Origin of the sequence: Clostridioides sp. ZZV14-6009, from assembly GCF_020658095.1 — a bacterium.
Taxonomy (GTDB): domain Bacteria; phylum Bacillota; class Clostridia; order Peptostreptococcales; family Peptostreptococcaceae; genus Clostridioides.
On record NZ_JAGWDG010000011.1, the window covers coordinates 38,724 to 54,547 of the forward strand.

General features: G+C 29.3%; 18 protein-coding genes. All 18 read right to left on the reverse strand.

Going from position 1 to position 15,824, the window contains the following annotated elements; translation table 11 throughout:
• Nucleotides 1-29 precede the first annotated feature (29 nt).
• Entirely contained in the window at nucleotides 30-290 is a 261-nt protein-coding gene (gene atpE, locus KGF36_RS13695) for an ATP synthase F0 subunit C (protein ID WP_021386434.1), read from the reverse strand.
• A gap of 70 nt (nucleotides 291-360) precedes the next feature.
• Nucleotides 361-1,065 (reverse strand): F0F1 ATP synthase subunit A, encoded by a 705-nt coding sequence (locus tag KGF36_RS13700; protein ID WP_227436239.1) that lies wholly within the window; start codon nucleotides 1,063-1,065, stop codon nucleotides 361-363.
• Between the two features lie 2 nt (nucleotides 1,066-1,067).
• Complete coding sequence (locus KGF36_RS13705) at nucleotides 1,068-1,454, reverse strand: ATP synthase subunit I (protein ID WP_227436241.1); 387 nt, start codon at nucleotides 1,452-1,454, stop codon at nucleotides 1,068-1,070.
• Nucleotides 1,455-1,458: 4 nt separating this feature from the next.
• Nucleotides 1,459-1,686, reverse strand: a complete 228-nt coding sequence (locus tag KGF36_RS13710) for an AtpZ/AtpI family protein (protein WP_227436243.1) — start codon at nucleotides 1,684-1,686, stop codon at nucleotides 1,459-1,461.
• Nucleotides 1,687-1,886: 200 nt separating this feature from the next.
• Complete coding sequence (locus KGF36_RS13715; RefSeq protein WP_227829080.1) at nucleotides 1,887-2,324, reverse strand: deoxycytidylate deaminase; 438 nt, start codon at nucleotides 2,322-2,324, stop codon at nucleotides 1,887-1,889.
• 227 nt (nucleotides 2,325-2,551) lie between these two features.
• Nucleotides 2,552-3,367: a selenium-dependent molybdenum cofactor biosynthesis protein YqeB gene (yqeB, locus tag KGF36_RS13720; protein ID WP_227829081.1), complete on the reverse strand. Its 816-nt coding sequence runs from the start codon at nucleotides 3,365-3,367 to the stop codon at nucleotides 2,552-2,554.
• A 291-nt stretch (nucleotides 3,368-3,658) separates the two neighbouring features.
• Nucleotides 3,659-4,288: a uracil phosphoribosyltransferase gene (upp, locus tag KGF36_RS13725; protein ID WP_227829082.1), complete on the reverse strand. Its 630-nt coding sequence runs from the start codon at nucleotides 4,286-4,288 to the stop codon at nucleotides 3,659-3,661.
• 35 nt (nucleotides 4,289-4,323) lie between these two features.
• Nucleotides 4,324-4,776, reverse strand: coding sequence for a ribose 5-phosphate isomerase B (gene rpiB / locus KGF36_RS13730; protein ID WP_227829083.1), 453 nt, complete (start codon nucleotides 4,774-4,776; stop codon nucleotides 4,324-4,326).
• A 16-nt stretch (nucleotides 4,777-4,792) separates the two neighbouring features.
• Nucleotides 4,793-5,242 carry a low molecular weight protein arginine phosphatase gene (locus KGF36_RS13735; protein ID WP_227829084.1) on the reverse strand — a complete coding sequence of 150 codons (450 nt, stop codon included), beginning with the start codon at nucleotides 5,240-5,242 and terminating at the stop codon, nucleotides 4,793-4,795.
• 16 nt (nucleotides 5,243-5,258) lie between these two features.
• A complete protein-coding gene (locus KGF36_RS13740; protein ID WP_227854799.1) occupies nucleotides 5,259-6,299 on the reverse strand; it encodes an L-threonylcarbamoyladenylate synthase in 1,041 nt (346 codons plus the stop codon).
• A 28-nt stretch (nucleotides 6,300-6,327) separates the two neighbouring features.
• On the reverse strand, nucleotides 6,328-7,008 hold the full coding sequence (locus tag KGF36_RS13745) for a ZIP family metal transporter (RefSeq protein ID WP_227829086.1): 681 nt from the start codon (nucleotides 7,006-7,008) through the stop codon (nucleotides 6,328-6,330).
• Between the two features lie 128 nt (nucleotides 7,009-7,136).
• Nucleotides 7,137-8,201 (reverse strand): peptide chain release factor 1, encoded by a 1,065-nt coding sequence (gene prfA, locus KGF36_RS13750; RefSeq protein WP_227829087.1) that lies wholly within the window; start codon nucleotides 8,199-8,201, stop codon nucleotides 7,137-7,139.
• Between the two features lie 43 nt (nucleotides 8,202-8,244).
• On the reverse strand, nucleotides 8,245-9,096 hold the full coding sequence (prmC, locus tag KGF36_RS13755) for a peptide chain release factor N(5)-glutamine methyltransferase (protein ID WP_227829088.1): 852 nt from the start codon (nucleotides 9,094-9,096) through the stop codon (nucleotides 8,245-8,247).
• A 17-nt stretch (nucleotides 9,097-9,113) separates the two neighbouring features.
• Nucleotides 9,114-10,007: a DUF1385 domain-containing protein gene (locus KGF36_RS13760; RefSeq protein ID WP_227829089.1), complete on the reverse strand. Its 894-nt coding sequence runs from the start codon at nucleotides 10,005-10,007 to the stop codon at nucleotides 9,114-9,116.
• Nucleotides 10,008-10,151: 144 nt separating this feature from the next.
• Nucleotides 10,152-10,352 carry a 50S ribosomal protein L31 gene (rpmE, locus tag KGF36_RS13765; RefSeq protein WP_003421397.1) on the reverse strand — a complete coding sequence of 67 codons (201 nt, stop codon included), beginning with the start codon at nucleotides 10,350-10,352 and terminating at the stop codon, nucleotides 10,152-10,154.
• 151 nt (nucleotides 10,353-10,503) lie between these two features.
• On the reverse strand, nucleotides 10,504-12,129 hold the full coding sequence (rho, locus tag KGF36_RS13770) for a transcription termination factor Rho (protein ID WP_227842869.1): 1,626 nt from the start codon (nucleotides 12,127-12,129) through the stop codon (nucleotides 10,504-10,506).
• Between the two features lie 499 nt (nucleotides 12,130-12,628).
• Entirely contained in the window at nucleotides 12,629-13,594 is a 966-nt protein-coding gene (galU, locus tag KGF36_RS13775; RefSeq protein ID WP_227839024.1) for a UTP--glucose-1-phosphate uridylyltransferase GalU, read from the reverse strand.
• A gap of 117 nt (nucleotides 13,595-13,711) precedes the next feature.
• Nucleotides 13,712-15,601, reverse strand: coding sequence for an oligoendopeptidase F (pepF, locus tag KGF36_RS13780; RefSeq protein WP_227829092.1), 1,890 nt, complete (start codon nucleotides 15,599-15,601; stop codon nucleotides 13,712-13,714).
• Nucleotides 15,602-15,824: the final 223 nt, after the last annotated feature.

The window sequence follows — 15,824 nt, forward strand, 5'->3', positions numbered from 1 at the left end:
ACCTATCTCAAAATATTTAAGGACTAAATCTACATTCCTAAGTATTTGAAGAATGGATTTACGAATAGAAGTATTATTGATACAACCAAGCCATATATTGCTGAAGACTCTGCTATAGCAACACCTAGTAATAAAGTTGAAGTTATATCACCTTTAGCTTCTGGTTGATTTCCTACTGCTTCTGCTGCCTTACCTGCTGCTACACCTTGACCAATTCCTGCACCTATACCTGTTGCAACTGCTATTCCTGCTCCTATTGCTGATGCTGCCGCTACTATTGCTGTTTCCATAATTATTTCCTCCTTAAAATTTAAAAATTTAAATTGTTTTTTATTTTTTATCTTAATATAAGTTGATTTCTTAATCTAATTCCCCTGCACTTGATATAAACACCATTGTTAGCATTATGAATATATATGCTTGTAACAATCCTGCAAATAAATCGAAGTACAAGTGTAATGGAACTGGTATTAATATCTGTCCAATCGGTATTGATAATCCTGGTATTAGACTAGATATAAAACCTAAAAGTTGATAAAATAGACCCATTATAATTGTTCCACCTAAAATATTTCCAAATGGACGGAAACTTAATGATATTGGTCTAGCTAACTCACCTATAATATTAATTGGTAACATTATGGCAAGTGGTTGAGCCAATTCTTTAAAGTATGATACTCCTTTAAATTTAACTCCTGCAAAATAAATCATAAAAAATGTAATCATTGCCCATGCAGCAGTTGTATCTAGGTCGGTTGTTGGTGATCTTAATCCAAGTAATGGGCTTAAATTTGAGCACGCGAAAAATAAAAACAAACTTCCTATGTATGGTATCATATATGGCATTCTTTTTACTGTGTTTTTACCCATAACATTTGTAACCATTTTAGCAAGACCACCTATTGCAAATTCCAAAAATATTTGAACTTTACTAGTTGGAACTTTTTTCAAATTTCTAGTTAAAAAATAAGATGCTATCGCTAAAAAGGCCATTATTCCCCAACTCACTAGTATTGTTTCACTAATTTTAAAGTTTCCTATGAGATAATAATGCGCTTGACTCATACTTACGCCTCCTTCCTCTTTAATTTATTTATAAAGTTTTTTGATAATATGACAAACTTTGTACTCAATAATCCTAGTGCTGTTCCGATTATATTTAAATGTGGAACCTTAGCTGAAGCAAATAGAACAACTGCCATTATAAATAGCCTAATGGTATATTGTGCTGATGCATAAGCTTGTGCTTTTCCAGCTGGCAATGACACTGTTTTTTCTAGTGATATTGCTAATAATCTAAAATTTAACATAGCTATTATAGAGCCAAATATAAGTCCTAAAAATACTGGCTTACTTAATGTTGATGTTATCAACATTAGCACAATTAAAATTACATCAAATATTACTATACCCTTTGTTACTGACCTTACTTGGTTAAGTAATTTTATATCCAATATATCACTTCCTTCGTGTATATACTATTAGAGTTTTATAAACACCACTAAAAGCACCTCCAACCCCTAACAGTAAAAATATTATTGTTAGAACTGGACTTGTATTTAATTTACTATCTAAAAATTTTCCTAAGAAAGTACATCCTAATATTGATATTACAATCATCAATCCTATTTGACTTATTAAACTAAACAGCTTTGCAATTTCCATATGTGTATTTTTTTTACTCATAAATAGTATCCCTCATTATTACAAAATAAATAACATGTAATTAATCTATATAATAAATTTATTTAATTATAAAATATATCTTACTACTAATCTGATTATTTTTCAAACACTTTCTTTTAATCATTTCATGAGCATGTATTTCAGTGTCAAATTTTATCATTTATTGTCACCCTAAAATTATTCACTAAAAAATTTATCTACTAGAATTTTATAAGTTCTATTCCTGCTTCTTTTAACAATTCTGTAGACATATCATCTGGATAATCACCTTCATAAACAATTTTCAATATCCCTGCATTTATGCACATTTTTGCACACAAAACACAAGGTCTTGTAGTAACATATAAAGTTGCTCCAGCCACACTAATACCATTATGAGCAGCTTGTATTATAGCATTTTGCTCAGCATGCAATGCCCTACACAGTTCATGTCTTTCTCCTGAAGGAATATTTAGTTCCTGTCTTTTACACCCAATATTTTCACAATGTTCAAGATTTCTTGGAGAACCATTATATCCAGTTGTTAGAATTTGTTTATCTCTTACAATAACAGCTCCGACTTGTCTCCTAATACAAGTTGAACGCTTTTTTACCACTTCTGCAATTTCCATAAAGTATTCATCCCATGATGGTCTCATAATTTACTTTTCTCCTCTTTGTTTATGTACTGGTCTCATATATATTTATTAGATTTCTTCCTAAATAAATACTTATTTTTATATTATATACACATGTCAATTGAATGTCCAATAAAAAAAGAGCATTTTTACCATTTAAATTTTAAATACCCGTTATATGCTCTCCTTAATCTATTAAATTTATTATATCACCTTAATGAAATATTAATAGTCTTATTTATTATAAATTAATTTATTGGATAGATTCCATTTTTTAATATGGCTTCTAAAACTCCTCCAGCTATACATCTAGCTTTATCTGATATCGTAAAAGCATTCTTGACTTCCTCTTTTCTAGGGTCTATGTCTAATATTTTTAAATTTTTATTTACTTTCGCTCCATCTTTTAGTAATCCTCTAAGAACTCCAGATATTGTTGCTCTAATTTCATATTTTTTTCCATAATCATTAATATAACAAAGTAAATCACCCTTTTCAACTATATCGCCTATCTTACATACATTTTCCATTATTCCACTATGTTCTGAGTGCATTACTCTTTCTTTGGAAATCCCTTTTATTGCACCTGGTATTCCTGTATTTTTTTCAGCTCTACCACTAGTTATTATTCTTCCTAGATTATGACCTCTCATTGTCTCTATGACCACATCAACATCTTCTCCTGCACAAAATCCAGGCCCTAAAGCTATTGTAAGTGGAGCCATATCTTTAGTTGTACCCAAATTTTTTTTGGCTAATATTCCGTCAATCAAAACAACTGGATTTATCTTAGATAATTTTTCCCCTTTTGGGTCTACAATAAGTGCTACTTTATCTTGAGATAACGTTTTTTCGATTTCGTCTTCGTTTTTACAAAGTTTACACTCTACACCTTCAATAGTAACTTCTTTTTCATAGACAGCCTCACAAAAAGAAACCTGTCTTCGTATAGCTAAAGGCTCTTCTATTTCTAATGCAACCACTTTAAAACCACTATTGTGTAATTTATATATAACTGCTGTTGCTAAATCTCCAGCTCCTCTTACTACTATACAATTTGTCATGTATTATCACTCCCAATAATATCATTAATATTTTAATTTAAACTCAATTAATACATATCAATTTACTCGTAAGCAACTAACATGCCATATTTTAAGTTATTAATAAGTTATAAACTCGTGTAAAATAGCCATTCTTTTTTAATTGGTAAAAGCTTTTTATTCTCAATTCGAGAAATTTATCAATTCAAGAATTCTTATTCTGAGAAAATACATATAAAAAGGAACTTCCTTATATTAAATAATTTTTACTATATAAGAAAGTTCCCAATAAATATTTATAGTTATTAATTTTTATTTAGTTCCAAATAATCTGTCTCCAGCATCACCAAGACCAGGAATTATATATCCATGTTCATTTAATTTTTCATCAATTGATGCAACATATATATCAACATCATCATGATATTTTTGTACTTCTTGTATTCCTTCTGGAGCAGCTACTAAATTAGCTAATTTTATACTTTTAGCTCCTTTAGATTTAAGTAAATCTATTGCTGCAACAGCAGAACCTCCTGTAGCAAGCATAGGGTCAACTACTATTATATCTCTTTCTCCTATGTCTTGAGGAAGTTTACAATAATATTCAACTGGTTTTAATGTTTCTGGGTCTCTATATAATCCTACATGACCAACTTTTGCTGCTGGCATTAAACTTACTAATCCATCTACCATTCCAAGCCCTGCTCTTAAAATTGGAATTATAGCTAATTTTTTACCTGCAACAACTTTAGATGATGTTTTTTGAATAGGCGTCTCTATTTCTATATCTTTTAATGGTATATCTTTTGTTATTTCGTATCCCATTAACATTGCAATTTCAGTTAAAAGTTCTCTGAAATCCTTAGAACCAGTATTTTTATCTCTCATTAAAGTTAATTTATGTTGTATTAATGGATGGTTTGTCTCTACCACTTTACTCATTTTGATAATTCCTCCTGATAAAACTGTAATTTTTATTATTTATTGTGTTTTTCTTCTATTGCTTTAATCATATTTACTCTTCTAGCATGTCTATCACCTTCAAAATCTGTGCTAATCCAAGCCTCAACTATTTCAAGTGCTAAACCTTTACCTAAAACTCTTTCACCTAATGACAACATATTTGCATCATTATGTGCTTTTGACATTTTTGCAGAAAATACATCTGACACAACTGCACATCTTATTCCAGGAACTTTATTGGCAGCTAGAGATATACCTATCCCTGTACCACAGCATAATATTCCATAATCTACCTCTTTATCTATAACTGCATTTGCAACTATTTCTCCATAAGCAGGATAATCAACAGAATCTGTAGCATTATTAGTTCCATAATCTACACATTCAATACCTTTTCTTTCTAAATAGTTTATTATCTCTTTTTTTAAATTATATCCTCCATGGTCACAGCCTAATCCTATTTTCATTTCTTTATCCTCCATTTTATATATTTTTTACTATTTTGTTGACAGAATATATTATTTCTTTCATAGTATCTCTATAAGTATCCAAACTTCCACCAAATGGGTCAGATATATCTGACTCATCCTGATTTGCGAACCCTTTAAAAGTATACACTTTTTCTTTGCATTTTGGAACTGCTTGGACTAAAATTTCTTTATGAGATTTAGTCATTGTTAGTATAATATCTGATTTATCTATTAAATCTTTAGTGATTACTCTACTTTTATGCTTTGATAAATCTATTCCAAGTTCTTTTAAAGCTTCTATAGAGTTTTTAGAAGCATCCATACCATTCACTGTAGATATACCTGCTGAAGATATACAATATTCTTCAATATTTTTTCCAGACTCTTCAATAACTTTCTTTAATATAACTTCAGCCATGGGACTTCTACAAGTATTTCCTGTGCATACAATAAGTATATTCATATTTCACAACTCCCTTTTAAGCTTTTATTACTTTATATCCTGCTGACTTAAGTAATCTATTCATAATTGCTTGTCCAACACCACTCTTAGGAAATTCCTCTGAATATATGACATCTATACCTTTTTTATCCATTTCTATTAGAGCATCAAACAAATTACTTGCTACTTCCTCAAGAGTACTTCCCAAATCTATTACTTCTCCATTATAAAACTCTTTATTTCTACTAATACACATTACACCTGTTTTTAGACCTTTTTCTTTATTAGATTTTATCATATCATTAATCTTTGTTGCTACATTTTCTCTTTTTCCAGATATAATATATACATCTGCATTTGGTGAATAATGCTTGTATTTCATTCCTGGAGCCTTGGCTTTTTGATTATCTTCTTTTTTACTTAATGATGGGTCAAGCCTTACTTCGCCAAGAAGTTCTTCTAAAACTTCTTTAGTTATACTTCCAGGTCTTAATATCATAGGAATCTCACTTGTAAGGTCTAATACAGTCGATTCCAATCCAAAGTTACTATCTCCTCCTAAAACTATTCCATCAACTCTTCCATTCATTTCTTCATATACATGTTTCGCTTTTGTTGGAGATGGTCTCCCTGATATATTTGCAGAAGGAGCTGCAATAGGTACACCTGCTTCTTTTATTATTGCCCTGGCAATAATATGAGAAGGCATTCTTATTGCAACTGTATCAAGCCCTCCACTAGTTCTATATGGAATTATATCTTTTTTATTTAGTATTATGGTTATAGGCCCTGGCCAAAGCTTTTCCATAACAAGCTTAGCTTTATTACTTATATCTTTAGCTAAATCACAAACTTCTTCTTTTTCATAAATATGGACTATAAGCGGATTATCACTAGGTCTTCCTTTAGCTTCATAAATCTTCTTTACTGCACTTTCATCTAATGCATTTGCACCTAATCCATACACTGTCTCAGTTGGAAAAATAACCGTTTTACCTTCTCTAAGAAGTTTTGCTTGTATTTTTATTTCCTCATAATCAATATTATTTATATCAATATTACTTATAATAGTCTTCATCTTTCGTATGCCTGCTTTCATTTTAATTTTAGATATAGTTTACAATTATTGTACCTAACAAAAAACCAACTATACAATACACACTTTTTGAATGTGGAAAAATTTCTTCCAATACAACATACATCATTGTACCTCCTGCTGTAGCAAGAAATACACCTATAAGAGAAGTAAACACTCCTCCAAAATAAACACCTAAAAAACTTCCTAGACCCATAGGTAATCCAGCTATTATTGTAAATAAAATAACTTTACTCATCCTCATTTTATTACATACCAGACCCAATGCCATAGCTAACCCTTCTGGTATATTATGTAGACCTATTACTATAGCAAGAGTGATACCTAAACTTTCAGTTGACATAAAAGAAGAACCAATAGCTAATCCTTCTGGTAAATTATGTAGTAATATACTTATGAATATAAGATATCCAGATGCCATGCTTCCAGATACATCCAATCTTGTTTTTATGTACATAGTTATGAGAGCTCCAACAAATGTAAATATAACTGTATTGATTACTCCCATTTTATCCATAGATTCTTTCATCAAATCAAATACTACTACAGCCAACATTATTCCGCCAGATAATCCCATAAAGAAATTTAGGTATTTATCAACTTCTCTTTTGAAGATAGCTGATATGACTCCCCCTAATCCTGTCCCTATAACACCTGCCAAAAGTCCAATCATCGTTACTTTTAGTATCATATAACCCTCCTGTACTTGTATATAACAATTATATACAGTAGAATATGATAACATGACCTAAAATGCAAAATAGCTGTTTCAAAATAGAAAATAATTTCTAGAAAGAAACAGCTCTTTTAAAACATTCCTTATATTGCAGTCATTTTTTCTGTTTGGTCAACAGTAATTAAAGCGTCTATCATTTCATCTATATCCCCATCTAAGAATGCATCTAGCTTATATAAAGTTAAATTTATTCTATGGTCACTTATTCTACCTTGAGGGAAATTATATGTTCTTATTCTTTCTGATCTGTCACCAGTTCCGACTTGGCTTTTTCTTTCTGCTGCTATATCTTTGTGTTGTTCTGCCAATGCTTTATCGTAAAGTCTAGCTTTTAATATTTTTAAAGCTTGCTCTTTATTTTTTAATTGTGATTTTCCATCTTGGCAAGATACTACTTCACCTGTAGGTATGTGTGTTACCCTAACAGCAGAGTCAGTAGTATTGACACTTTGCCCTCCATTACCTGAAGAACGGAAAACGTCTATTCTTAAGTCATTTGGATTTATGTCAACTTCTACATCTTCAACTTCTGGTAATACTGCAACAGTAGAAGTTGATGTGTGTATTCTTCCACCAGATTCAGTTGATGGTATCCTTTGAACTCTATGAACTCCAGATTCATACTTTAATCTTGAGTAAGCTCCTTTACCTTTTATCATAAAAGATACTTCTTTATATCCACCCACTCCAGTATCACTAGCACTTAATAATTCTATTTTCCATCTTCTTCTCTCAGCATATCTCGAATACATTCTAAATAAATCACCTGCAAATAGAGCTGCTTCATCTCCTCCAGCTCCACCTCTAATTTCAACTATAACGTTCTTATCATCGTTAGGGTCTTTAGGTAATAGTAGTATTTTTATTTCTTCTTCTATTGGAGTTACTTTTTCTTCCATTTCAGATAACTCCATTTTTGCTAATTCTCTTAACTCTTCGTCTGACTCTTCTTGTAAAATTTCTTTTGATTCCTTTATACTATCTAAAACACTTTTATACTCTCTGTATTTCATGACAATAGGCTCTAAGTCAGCATGTTCTTTTATATACTTTTGCCAAACTTTTTGATCATTTATTACATCAGGATCACCTATTTTTTCACTTAAGTCTTTATATGTATCTTCCAATACCTCTAATTTTTTTAACATACTTTCACCTCGATTAAATGTAACATATCAATTGTTGATTATATCATATATTGTAGCCTATAACAACTCTATCAATGCCTTGTATATCCTTCTTTGTATATATTTGTTTATATCCATTACTTTTCATAATATTAATTACATCTTCAGCTTGATTATGACCAACTTCATATGCTAATATTCCACATTCATTTAAATATTTCTTTCCTTGTTCTGTTATTTTTCTATAAAAATCCAATCCATCTTCTCCACCCTCAAGCGCATTATATGGCTCATAATCCTTAACTTGTGTGTGTAATGTTTCTATATCTTGCTTTTTTATATATGGTGGATTTGAAACTATAATATCAAATTTTATATTACTATCATTTAATGCTGTAAATAAATCTGATTTGATGTACTCTATTTTTTCATCAACTTCATTTATAATAGCATTTTTCTTTCCTATTTCTAGAGCTATTTCTGATATATCAAAAGATGTCACATTGGAATTTTCAATGTATTTTGCTAAACTGACTGTAATAGCACCTGAACCAGTACCTATATCTAGTATGCTTACATTTTTTCCATCTTTACATATTTCAATTATTTCTTCTACTAAAGTTTCTGTATCTGGTCTTGGGATTAATACTCCTTCCTTAACAAAGAAATCTAGCCCCATAAACTCTCTCTTTTCAACTATATATGCTATTGGTCTTCCATTTATTCTTTCTTCTGCAAAACCTATAAATTTTGTTTTCTGTTCTTCAGCTAATTCCTTATTTAGATTTAAGTGAATATACAATCTATCAACATCACCTAATGCTTTTTGTAATAACAATTCTGTATCTAGTCTTGGAGTATCACTTATATCTTTAAATTCCTCTGAATATTTAATAATTATATCTTTTATCGTCATAATAAATACCCTTTTCTTTAATCTACTACTGCCTTTAATGCTTCTAAAGCTACTTCTAACTGCTCATCATCAGGCTCTTTAGTTGTAAAGTATTGCAACATCATACCTGGATATGCAATAATCTTAGTGAATCTATTGTCATATCTTCCAAGAATTCTAATTACTTCATAAGATAATCCTGCTACTATAGGAACACATATGATTCTCATAAATATCCTAAGTATTGGATTTGGCCAACCAAAAAATGCAAACAATATTATTGATACAGCCATAACTATAAATAAAAAATTTGTACCACATCTAGGATGAAGCCTTTTAAATTTTCTAGCATTTTCTACTGTAAGTTCCAAATTATTTTCATAACAATATATAGATTTATGCTCTGCACCATGATATTGAAATACTCTTTCTATATCCTTACTTCTAGAAATTAATACTATATATGCAAATAATATAACTATCCTTATAATACCTTCTATTAAATTGAGCATAAAATCACTAGGTATTACCTTAGAAAAAGCCCCTCCTACTAGTGTAGGTATAAAAATAAATAAACCAGCAGAAAGTATCATCGCTATAACCAAGGAAAAGACTATAAGTATATCATTTGCCTTGTCTTTAAAAATCTTCTTCATAAATAAATCAAATTTGTCCTCTTCAGCTTCTTCCATAAAGAACTCTGAAGAAAAGTTCAAACTCTTTATTCCTTGAATCATTGTATCTATCATAACAAAAGAACCTCTAATAAAAGGTATCTTATCTATATTCTTATCTCTTACCCAACTTTTTATTCTATCTTCTTTTAAGGCTATTTCTCCGTCACTTTTTCTAACAGCTACAGCTCTTTTATCTTTTGATTGCATCATTACGCCTTCAATAACAGCTTGACCACCTACAGATTGTTTTCCCATCCACTCACCTCATTCAATTGCATTTTAAATACTTGATTTAACATATTTATTATTATAATACAAAAAGACAATTTAAAGTAGAATATGAATCTTTTTTTGTAATAAAATAGGAGTTGGCTTCCTCCAACTCCATTTTTATAAAAATTAGTCCATTTTGAATCTTTTTTTGAATTTGTCGATTCTTCCACCTTTTTCTATGTTCTTTTGTTTTCCTGTATAGAATGGATGGCACTCTGAACATATTTCAACTTTTATTTCGTCCTTAGTTGAACCAGCAACAAATGTGTTCCCACAAGCACAACGCACTTCAACTGGATTGTATTTTGGTTGTATTTCCTTTTGCATTATAGTCACCTCTTCTCTTTATTTAAAAAAATTAATTATATTAACTTTCTTTTTACATTATCAACTACATTATTATAGCACAACTTATTATGCCATTCAAGTGATTTTTCTATTACTTTATATAATCTATTTTTACAATTATTCCTTGATTTTACAAACTCTTTATCGATTTTACAAATTCTTTATTGTCTTTAGTTCTTTTTATAAGTTCAATGACTTTATCTGTAATTTCCATCACTGAATTATTACTCATTTCTCTTCTTAATCTCCAAAGAGCTGTTTTTTCTTCATCATCAAGCAATAAGTCATCTCTTCTTGTCCCAGACTTATAAATATCAATTGCAGGGAATATCCTTTTTTCAGCTAATTTTCTATCTAAATGTAATTCCATATTTCCTGTACCTTTAAATTCCTCGAAAATTACATCATCCATTCTAGAGCCAGTTTCAACTAGTGCTGTTCCTAGTATTGTCAAAGAACCACCTTGTCTTATATTTCTAGCAGCTCCAAAGAATTTTTTAGGTCCATGAAGTGCACCAGGGTCAATACCTCCAGATAAAGTTCTACCTGTAGGAGATATTGTAAGGTTATATGCTCTTGCAAGTCTAGTTATACTGTCTAGTAAGATTACTACATCTTTACCGTGTTCAACTAGTCTTTGAGCTCTATTTAATACCATTTCTGCAACCTTAACATGATGACTTGATACTTGGTCAAAAGTAGAATATATAACATCTCCTTCAATAGACTCCTTCATATCAGTAACTTCCTCTGGTCTTTCATCTATAAGAAGGACTATAAGTTCAACATTTGGATGGTTTTTAGCTATACTGTTTGCGACACTTTTTAAAAGAATTGTTTTCCCAGCTTTTGGAGGTGCAACTATCAATCCTCTTTGTCCTTTACCTATAGGAGAAATTAAATCTATAATTCTTGTGGCTATCTCATTTCTATTTGTCTCCAGTGTAAGTCGTTCTTCTGGAAAGATTGGTGTCAATGTCTCAAATGCATTTCTTTGTATAGCTGTATCAGGGTTCTCATCATTTATCTTTTGAACATATAAAAGTGCTCTAAACTTTTCTCCACTTTTTGGATGTCTAGTTATACCCTTAATCTTATCTCCTGTTTTCATATTAAATCTTCTTATTTGAGATGGTGAAACATATACATCTCCTTCAGTAGATAAATAATTTGAGCCTCTTAAAAAACCAAATCCATCTGGTAAAATCTCAAGTACACCGACTACTTCATCTTCCTTTGATGTGTTAAATTCATCTACTATCTTAGATTCATCTACTTGTTTAGGCATATAATAGTTTTTATTATTATTTCTGACCATTCTATTACATGTATTTGATGCCTTATTGTAATCATTTGTACTTGATGTCTTATTATAATCATTTTTTTGGTTTCTGTTATCTTGGCTTTGGGAAATATTCTGATTATCTATTTCTTTTTTGTTATATGATTTGGCAGGGCTCTTATATTCAACTTCTTTTTCTATGCTTTCGTTCTCTATATTTTCTTTTCTATTTTTCATGTCTTCTTTTATATTTTCATTTTTATCTTTATCTTTAATTTCTTCATTTGCTTTTATCTCATTTGTTTTTACTTCATTCTTGCTCTTAGAATTTATAATCTCAATTAGCTCATTTTTCTTATATGTAGTAATTGATTTTATTTTTAATTCTTTTGCTATTTCTCGTAGTTCAACTAATGTTTTACTACCCAATCCTTCTAATACTTTATCATCTAAAATCAAAAAAATCCTCCTCATCTATATATTCATTTATATATATACTTTTTTTGGAAATTGAAGGCATGAAAAAGAAAAGTTTTATTCAAACAGTTAAGTCTAATAATATCACTATTTATACATTATGGTCAATAAATAAAATTTAAAACATTATTGTCCATTATATTTATTATATCTCAAGTCCAATCTTAGCACGCTTCTATAAATTTATCACTATATTTATATCTTATAATAATATTTTCCCTTAAAATATGCAACTGTTATAAAAATTATTTTTTATCTTTATAAATTCTAAAAACCATATATAACTAGAATTCTGTAAATTTTTGACTACATCAAGTTATATATGGTTTTTATATTTATGTATACCACAGTAGTTATTTATTTCTATAACATAGCTGCAATCATACTTAAAACAGCTGTTATACTTGTTAATACAAGAACACCCACAATCCCAACAGCTATTATTCTATTAATCTTTTTTTGACCTGATTTTGCCACACTACATCACCTTTCCTAATTATTTTTGAATTTCGAGCTCCTTAATTTCGCAAATCTTATCTGAATCTATTTCTTCATTTGTATTATTGTATAACACATTGACATCTTTATCAAATTCATTACAAACATGTCTTAGATACTTAATAAAATCTTCCTTAAGGTCTTCTTTCTTTAGAGCAAAATCGACAGTCGCTTCTAAAAATCCTAATTTATCACCAACATCATATCTCTTACCCTCAAAGTTATATGCATACATGGCTTCCTTTTTAGATAATACTTTTAAAGCATCTGTAAGTTGTACTTCTCCACCTTTGCCTGGAGGTAAATCCTTAAGGATATCAAATATTTCGGGAGTTATTATATACCTACCTAAAATAGCTATATTTGAAGGTGCCTTCCCTGATTCTGGTTTTTCTACCATATCTTTTACTTTATAAACCCTGCCCTCTATATTTTTAGCTTCTATTATACCATATTTATTAGTATCTTCTGGATTCACTTTTTGCACACCTAATATTGTAGTTCTATACTCTTCATATGCGTCTGTTAATTGTTTTAAACAAGGCACATCATTGTCTACAATGTCATCTCCTAGCATTACAGCAAAAGGCTCATCACCTATAAAGTGTCTAGCACAATAAATCGCATCTCCCAGTCCTTTTGGTTCTTTCTGTCTTATATAATGTATATTAATCATGTTAGATATGTTTTGTACTATTTCTAACAACTCTTTTTTACCTTTTTTTTCTAAATCAAGTTCTAATTCTACAGATTTATCAAAGTGGTCTTCAATAGATTTTTTATTTCTGCCTGTTATTATTAGTATTTCCTCTATTCCTGAAGCTACAGCCTCTTCTATTATGTATTGTAGAGTTGGTTTATCAACTATTGGTAACATTTCTTTTGGTTGTGCCTTTGTCGCTGGCAAAAATCTAGTACCTAAACCTGCTGCTGGTATTACAGCTTTTTTAACTTTAACTTGCATAGAATCATCTCCCACTAATTAATAGATAAAAAGTCCTATTATATAATAGGACTTTAAACTTTTAGTATATTTTAACATTAATTCGATATATTTTCCATGTGGATTATAATAAATCTTTTATAATAGCTTTTCAAGTTCTGCTACTAAGCTGTCAAATTTTTTTATTGTATTTTCTATAGGTTTTGTATTAGTTAAATTTATCCCACTTCCTTTTAATAAGTCTATTGGATAATCTGAGCTTCCTTTTTTAAGAAAATTTATATAATTATCTGAGCCATTTTTTAGTATATCTTGGGCGAAACTCACTCCTGCACTACAACCTGTAGCATATTTATAGACATAAAAACTATTATAAAAATGTGGGATTCTTGCCCATCCGACCTTAGATAATTGGTCTAATTCATAGTTTTGCCCATAATACTTCTTAAGAAGTTGTCCCCAAGCATCGTTTAACACTAATGCATTTACACTTTTTCCTTTTTCTACTAATTCATGTATAGTTTTTTCAAATTCAGCATACATAGTTTGTGTATAAAGAGTATCCTTTATTAAGTCTAGATATTGTGTTATATAATAGGCTTTCTCTCCATTACTTTTAGATTCTCTTATAAGCATCTCATAAAGTAATGCCTCATTAGTAGTAGACGCAACTTCATGAGTAAATATAGATGGATTTGAATTAAAATAATTTTGATTCTTAGAACTTAAATATTCATATACAGCATGACCTAATTCATGTGATAAAGTTGAAACTGAGCCTAATGAATTATTATAATTTAAAAGTATATATGGATGATTTTCATAGACAGATAAGCAATATCCACCACTTACTTTATTTTCATGTGAATAAACATCTATCCATTTTTCATTAAACGCTTTGTATACCACATCATTGTATTCTTTTCCCAAAGGTGATAATGCTGAATATACTATACTTTGTGCTTTTTCATAGTTGATATTACTATCAACAGCTTTAACTATAGGTACAGACATATCATATGAGTGAACCTTATCCAACTTTAAGACTTTTTTTCTTAAGTCTATATATTTGTGTAAACTATCCATATTACTGTTTACAGTTCTTATTAAATTATTGTATACTTTTTCATCTACATTATCAGATTCTAAATACATTTCTAAAGACGACTCATAACCTCTTTCCTGAGAATAAAATATATTCTTTTTAACTTGGCCAGTAATCAAGCCCGCAATTGTATTTATATTATCATTATAAGTAATGAGTTCATCTTGATAAGCTTTTTTTCTATTTTCTCTATCTGGAGATTCCAATTCACTTGCATATTGAGCTGGTGTCAAATTAGTTTTTCTATCCATATTTCTAAATAATTCATATACTTGACTTGGAAGACTACTTATTGAAGACACTTTACTTAGAATATCTTCTGATTTATCATCCAAATAATGTACTTTATTTCTTCTTATATCTCTTAAATATACACCATATTTTCTATTTATATTTTTATTTGAAATAATCTTCTTATAATCTCTATTTGATAATTTTAATATCTCTAACTCTAAATCTGAGCAAATCCCCATATAGTCTCCATAAGATTTACCCATACTATCACTCATATCTAAATATTTATATGAATTTTTATTAGTATCTTGTTTTAATTTTACATAGGCAGAAAGTTTATTTAATCTTATATCAAGTTTCTCTTTGATATCTAACGCAAAAGACAAATGCGTTGGTGACTTTGTAACTTTACCTATGTAATTTTTAAGTTCTTTTGTATCTTTATTAAAACTCTTAAGTTCTTTTTTCCATTGGTCATCACTTTTAAATAGAGACTGTAAATTCCAACATGTTTTTTCATAATCTATTTCTTGTTTTTTTTCAGCATCATCTTCAGTATCATTATTCATGACAGTAATTGCTCTATCATTATTTTTTTGATATCCTTGGTCAGCTTTTATACTTATTATTAACATGCAAAAAATAGAGATAAATAAAGGTATTATTGCTTTGCACAATTTCCTATTCATAAAAAGCCATCCTTTCAATAAGTTTACTTAATAATAGGATGGCTTTTTTTAGATATATTATTCAATTATTCATACTATATAAATAAATATCGAATTAATAGTTATCCACATAATAATCAACATATTCACAGGCTTTACTTGCTTAGAAATTTAGTTATTTCAACATGAATCTCTTTTGATAATAGCTTTCATTTTTTCTTTTTTTACATTTTATTAACATTTA

Excerpts from the sequence above, each read along its gene's own strand:
- atpE (WP_021386434.1), bottom strand. The coding sequence starts at position 290 with ATGGAAACAGCAATAGTAGCGGCAGCATCAGCAATAGGAGCAGGAATA.
- KGF36_RS13700 (WP_227436239.1), bottom strand. The coding sequence starts at position 1,065 with ATGAGTCAAGCGCATTATTATCTCATAGGAAACTTTAAAATTAGTGAA.
- KGF36_RS13710 (WP_227436243.1), bottom strand. The coding sequence starts at position 1,686 with ATGAGTAAAAAAAATACACATATGGAAATTGCAAAGCTGTTTAGTTTA.
- KGF36_RS13715 (WP_227829080.1), bottom strand. The coding sequence starts at position 2,324 with ATGAGACCATCATGGGATGAATACTTTATGGAAATTGCAGAAGTGGTA.
- yqeB (WP_227829081.1), bottom strand. The coding sequence starts at position 3,367 with ATGACAAATTGTATAGTAGTAAGAGGAGCTGGAGATTTAGCAACAGCA.
- upp (WP_227829082.1), bottom strand. The coding sequence starts at position 4,288 with ATGAGTAAAGTGGTAGAGACAAACCATCCATTAATACAACATAAATTA.
- rpiB (WP_227829083.1), bottom strand. The coding sequence starts at position 4,776 with ATGAAAATAGGATTAGGCTGTGACCATGGAGGATATAATTTAAAAAAA.
- KGF36_RS13735 (WP_227829084.1), bottom strand. The coding sequence starts at position 5,242 with ATGAATATACTTATTGTATGCACAGGAAATACTTGTAGAAGTCCCATG.
- KGF36_RS13740 (WP_227854799.1), bottom strand. The coding sequence starts at position 6,299 with ATGAAGACTATTATAAGTAATATTGATATAAATAATATTGATTATGAG.
- KGF36_RS13745 (WP_227829086.1), bottom strand. The coding sequence starts at position 7,008 with ATGATACTAAAAGTAACGATGATTGGACTTTTGGCAGGTGTTATAGGG.
- prfA (WP_227829087.1), bottom strand. The coding sequence starts at position 8,201 with ATGTTAAAAAAATTAGAGGTATTGGAAGATACATATAAAGACTTAAGT.
- prmC (WP_227829088.1), bottom strand. The coding sequence starts at position 9,096 with ATGACGATAAAAGATATAATTATTAAATATTCAGAGGAATTTAAAGAT.
- KGF36_RS13760 (WP_227829089.1), bottom strand. The coding sequence starts at position 10,007 with ATGGGAAAACAATCTGTAGGTGGTCAAGCTGTTATTGAAGGCGTAATG.
- rpmE (WP_003421397.1), bottom strand. The coding sequence starts at position 10,352 with ATGCAAAAGGAAATACAACCAAAATACAATCCAGTTGAAGTGCGTTGT.
- rho (WP_227842869.1), bottom strand. The coding sequence starts at position 12,129 with ATGAGGAGGATTTTTTTGATTTTAGATGATAAAGTATTAGAAGGATTG.
- galU (WP_227839024.1), bottom strand. The coding sequence starts at position 13,594 with ATGCAAGTTAAAGTTAAAAAAGCTGTAATACCAGCAGCAGGTTTAGGT.
- pepF (WP_227829092.1), bottom strand. The coding sequence starts at position 15,601 with ATGAATAGGAAATTGTGCAAAGCAATAATACCTTTATTTATCTCTATT.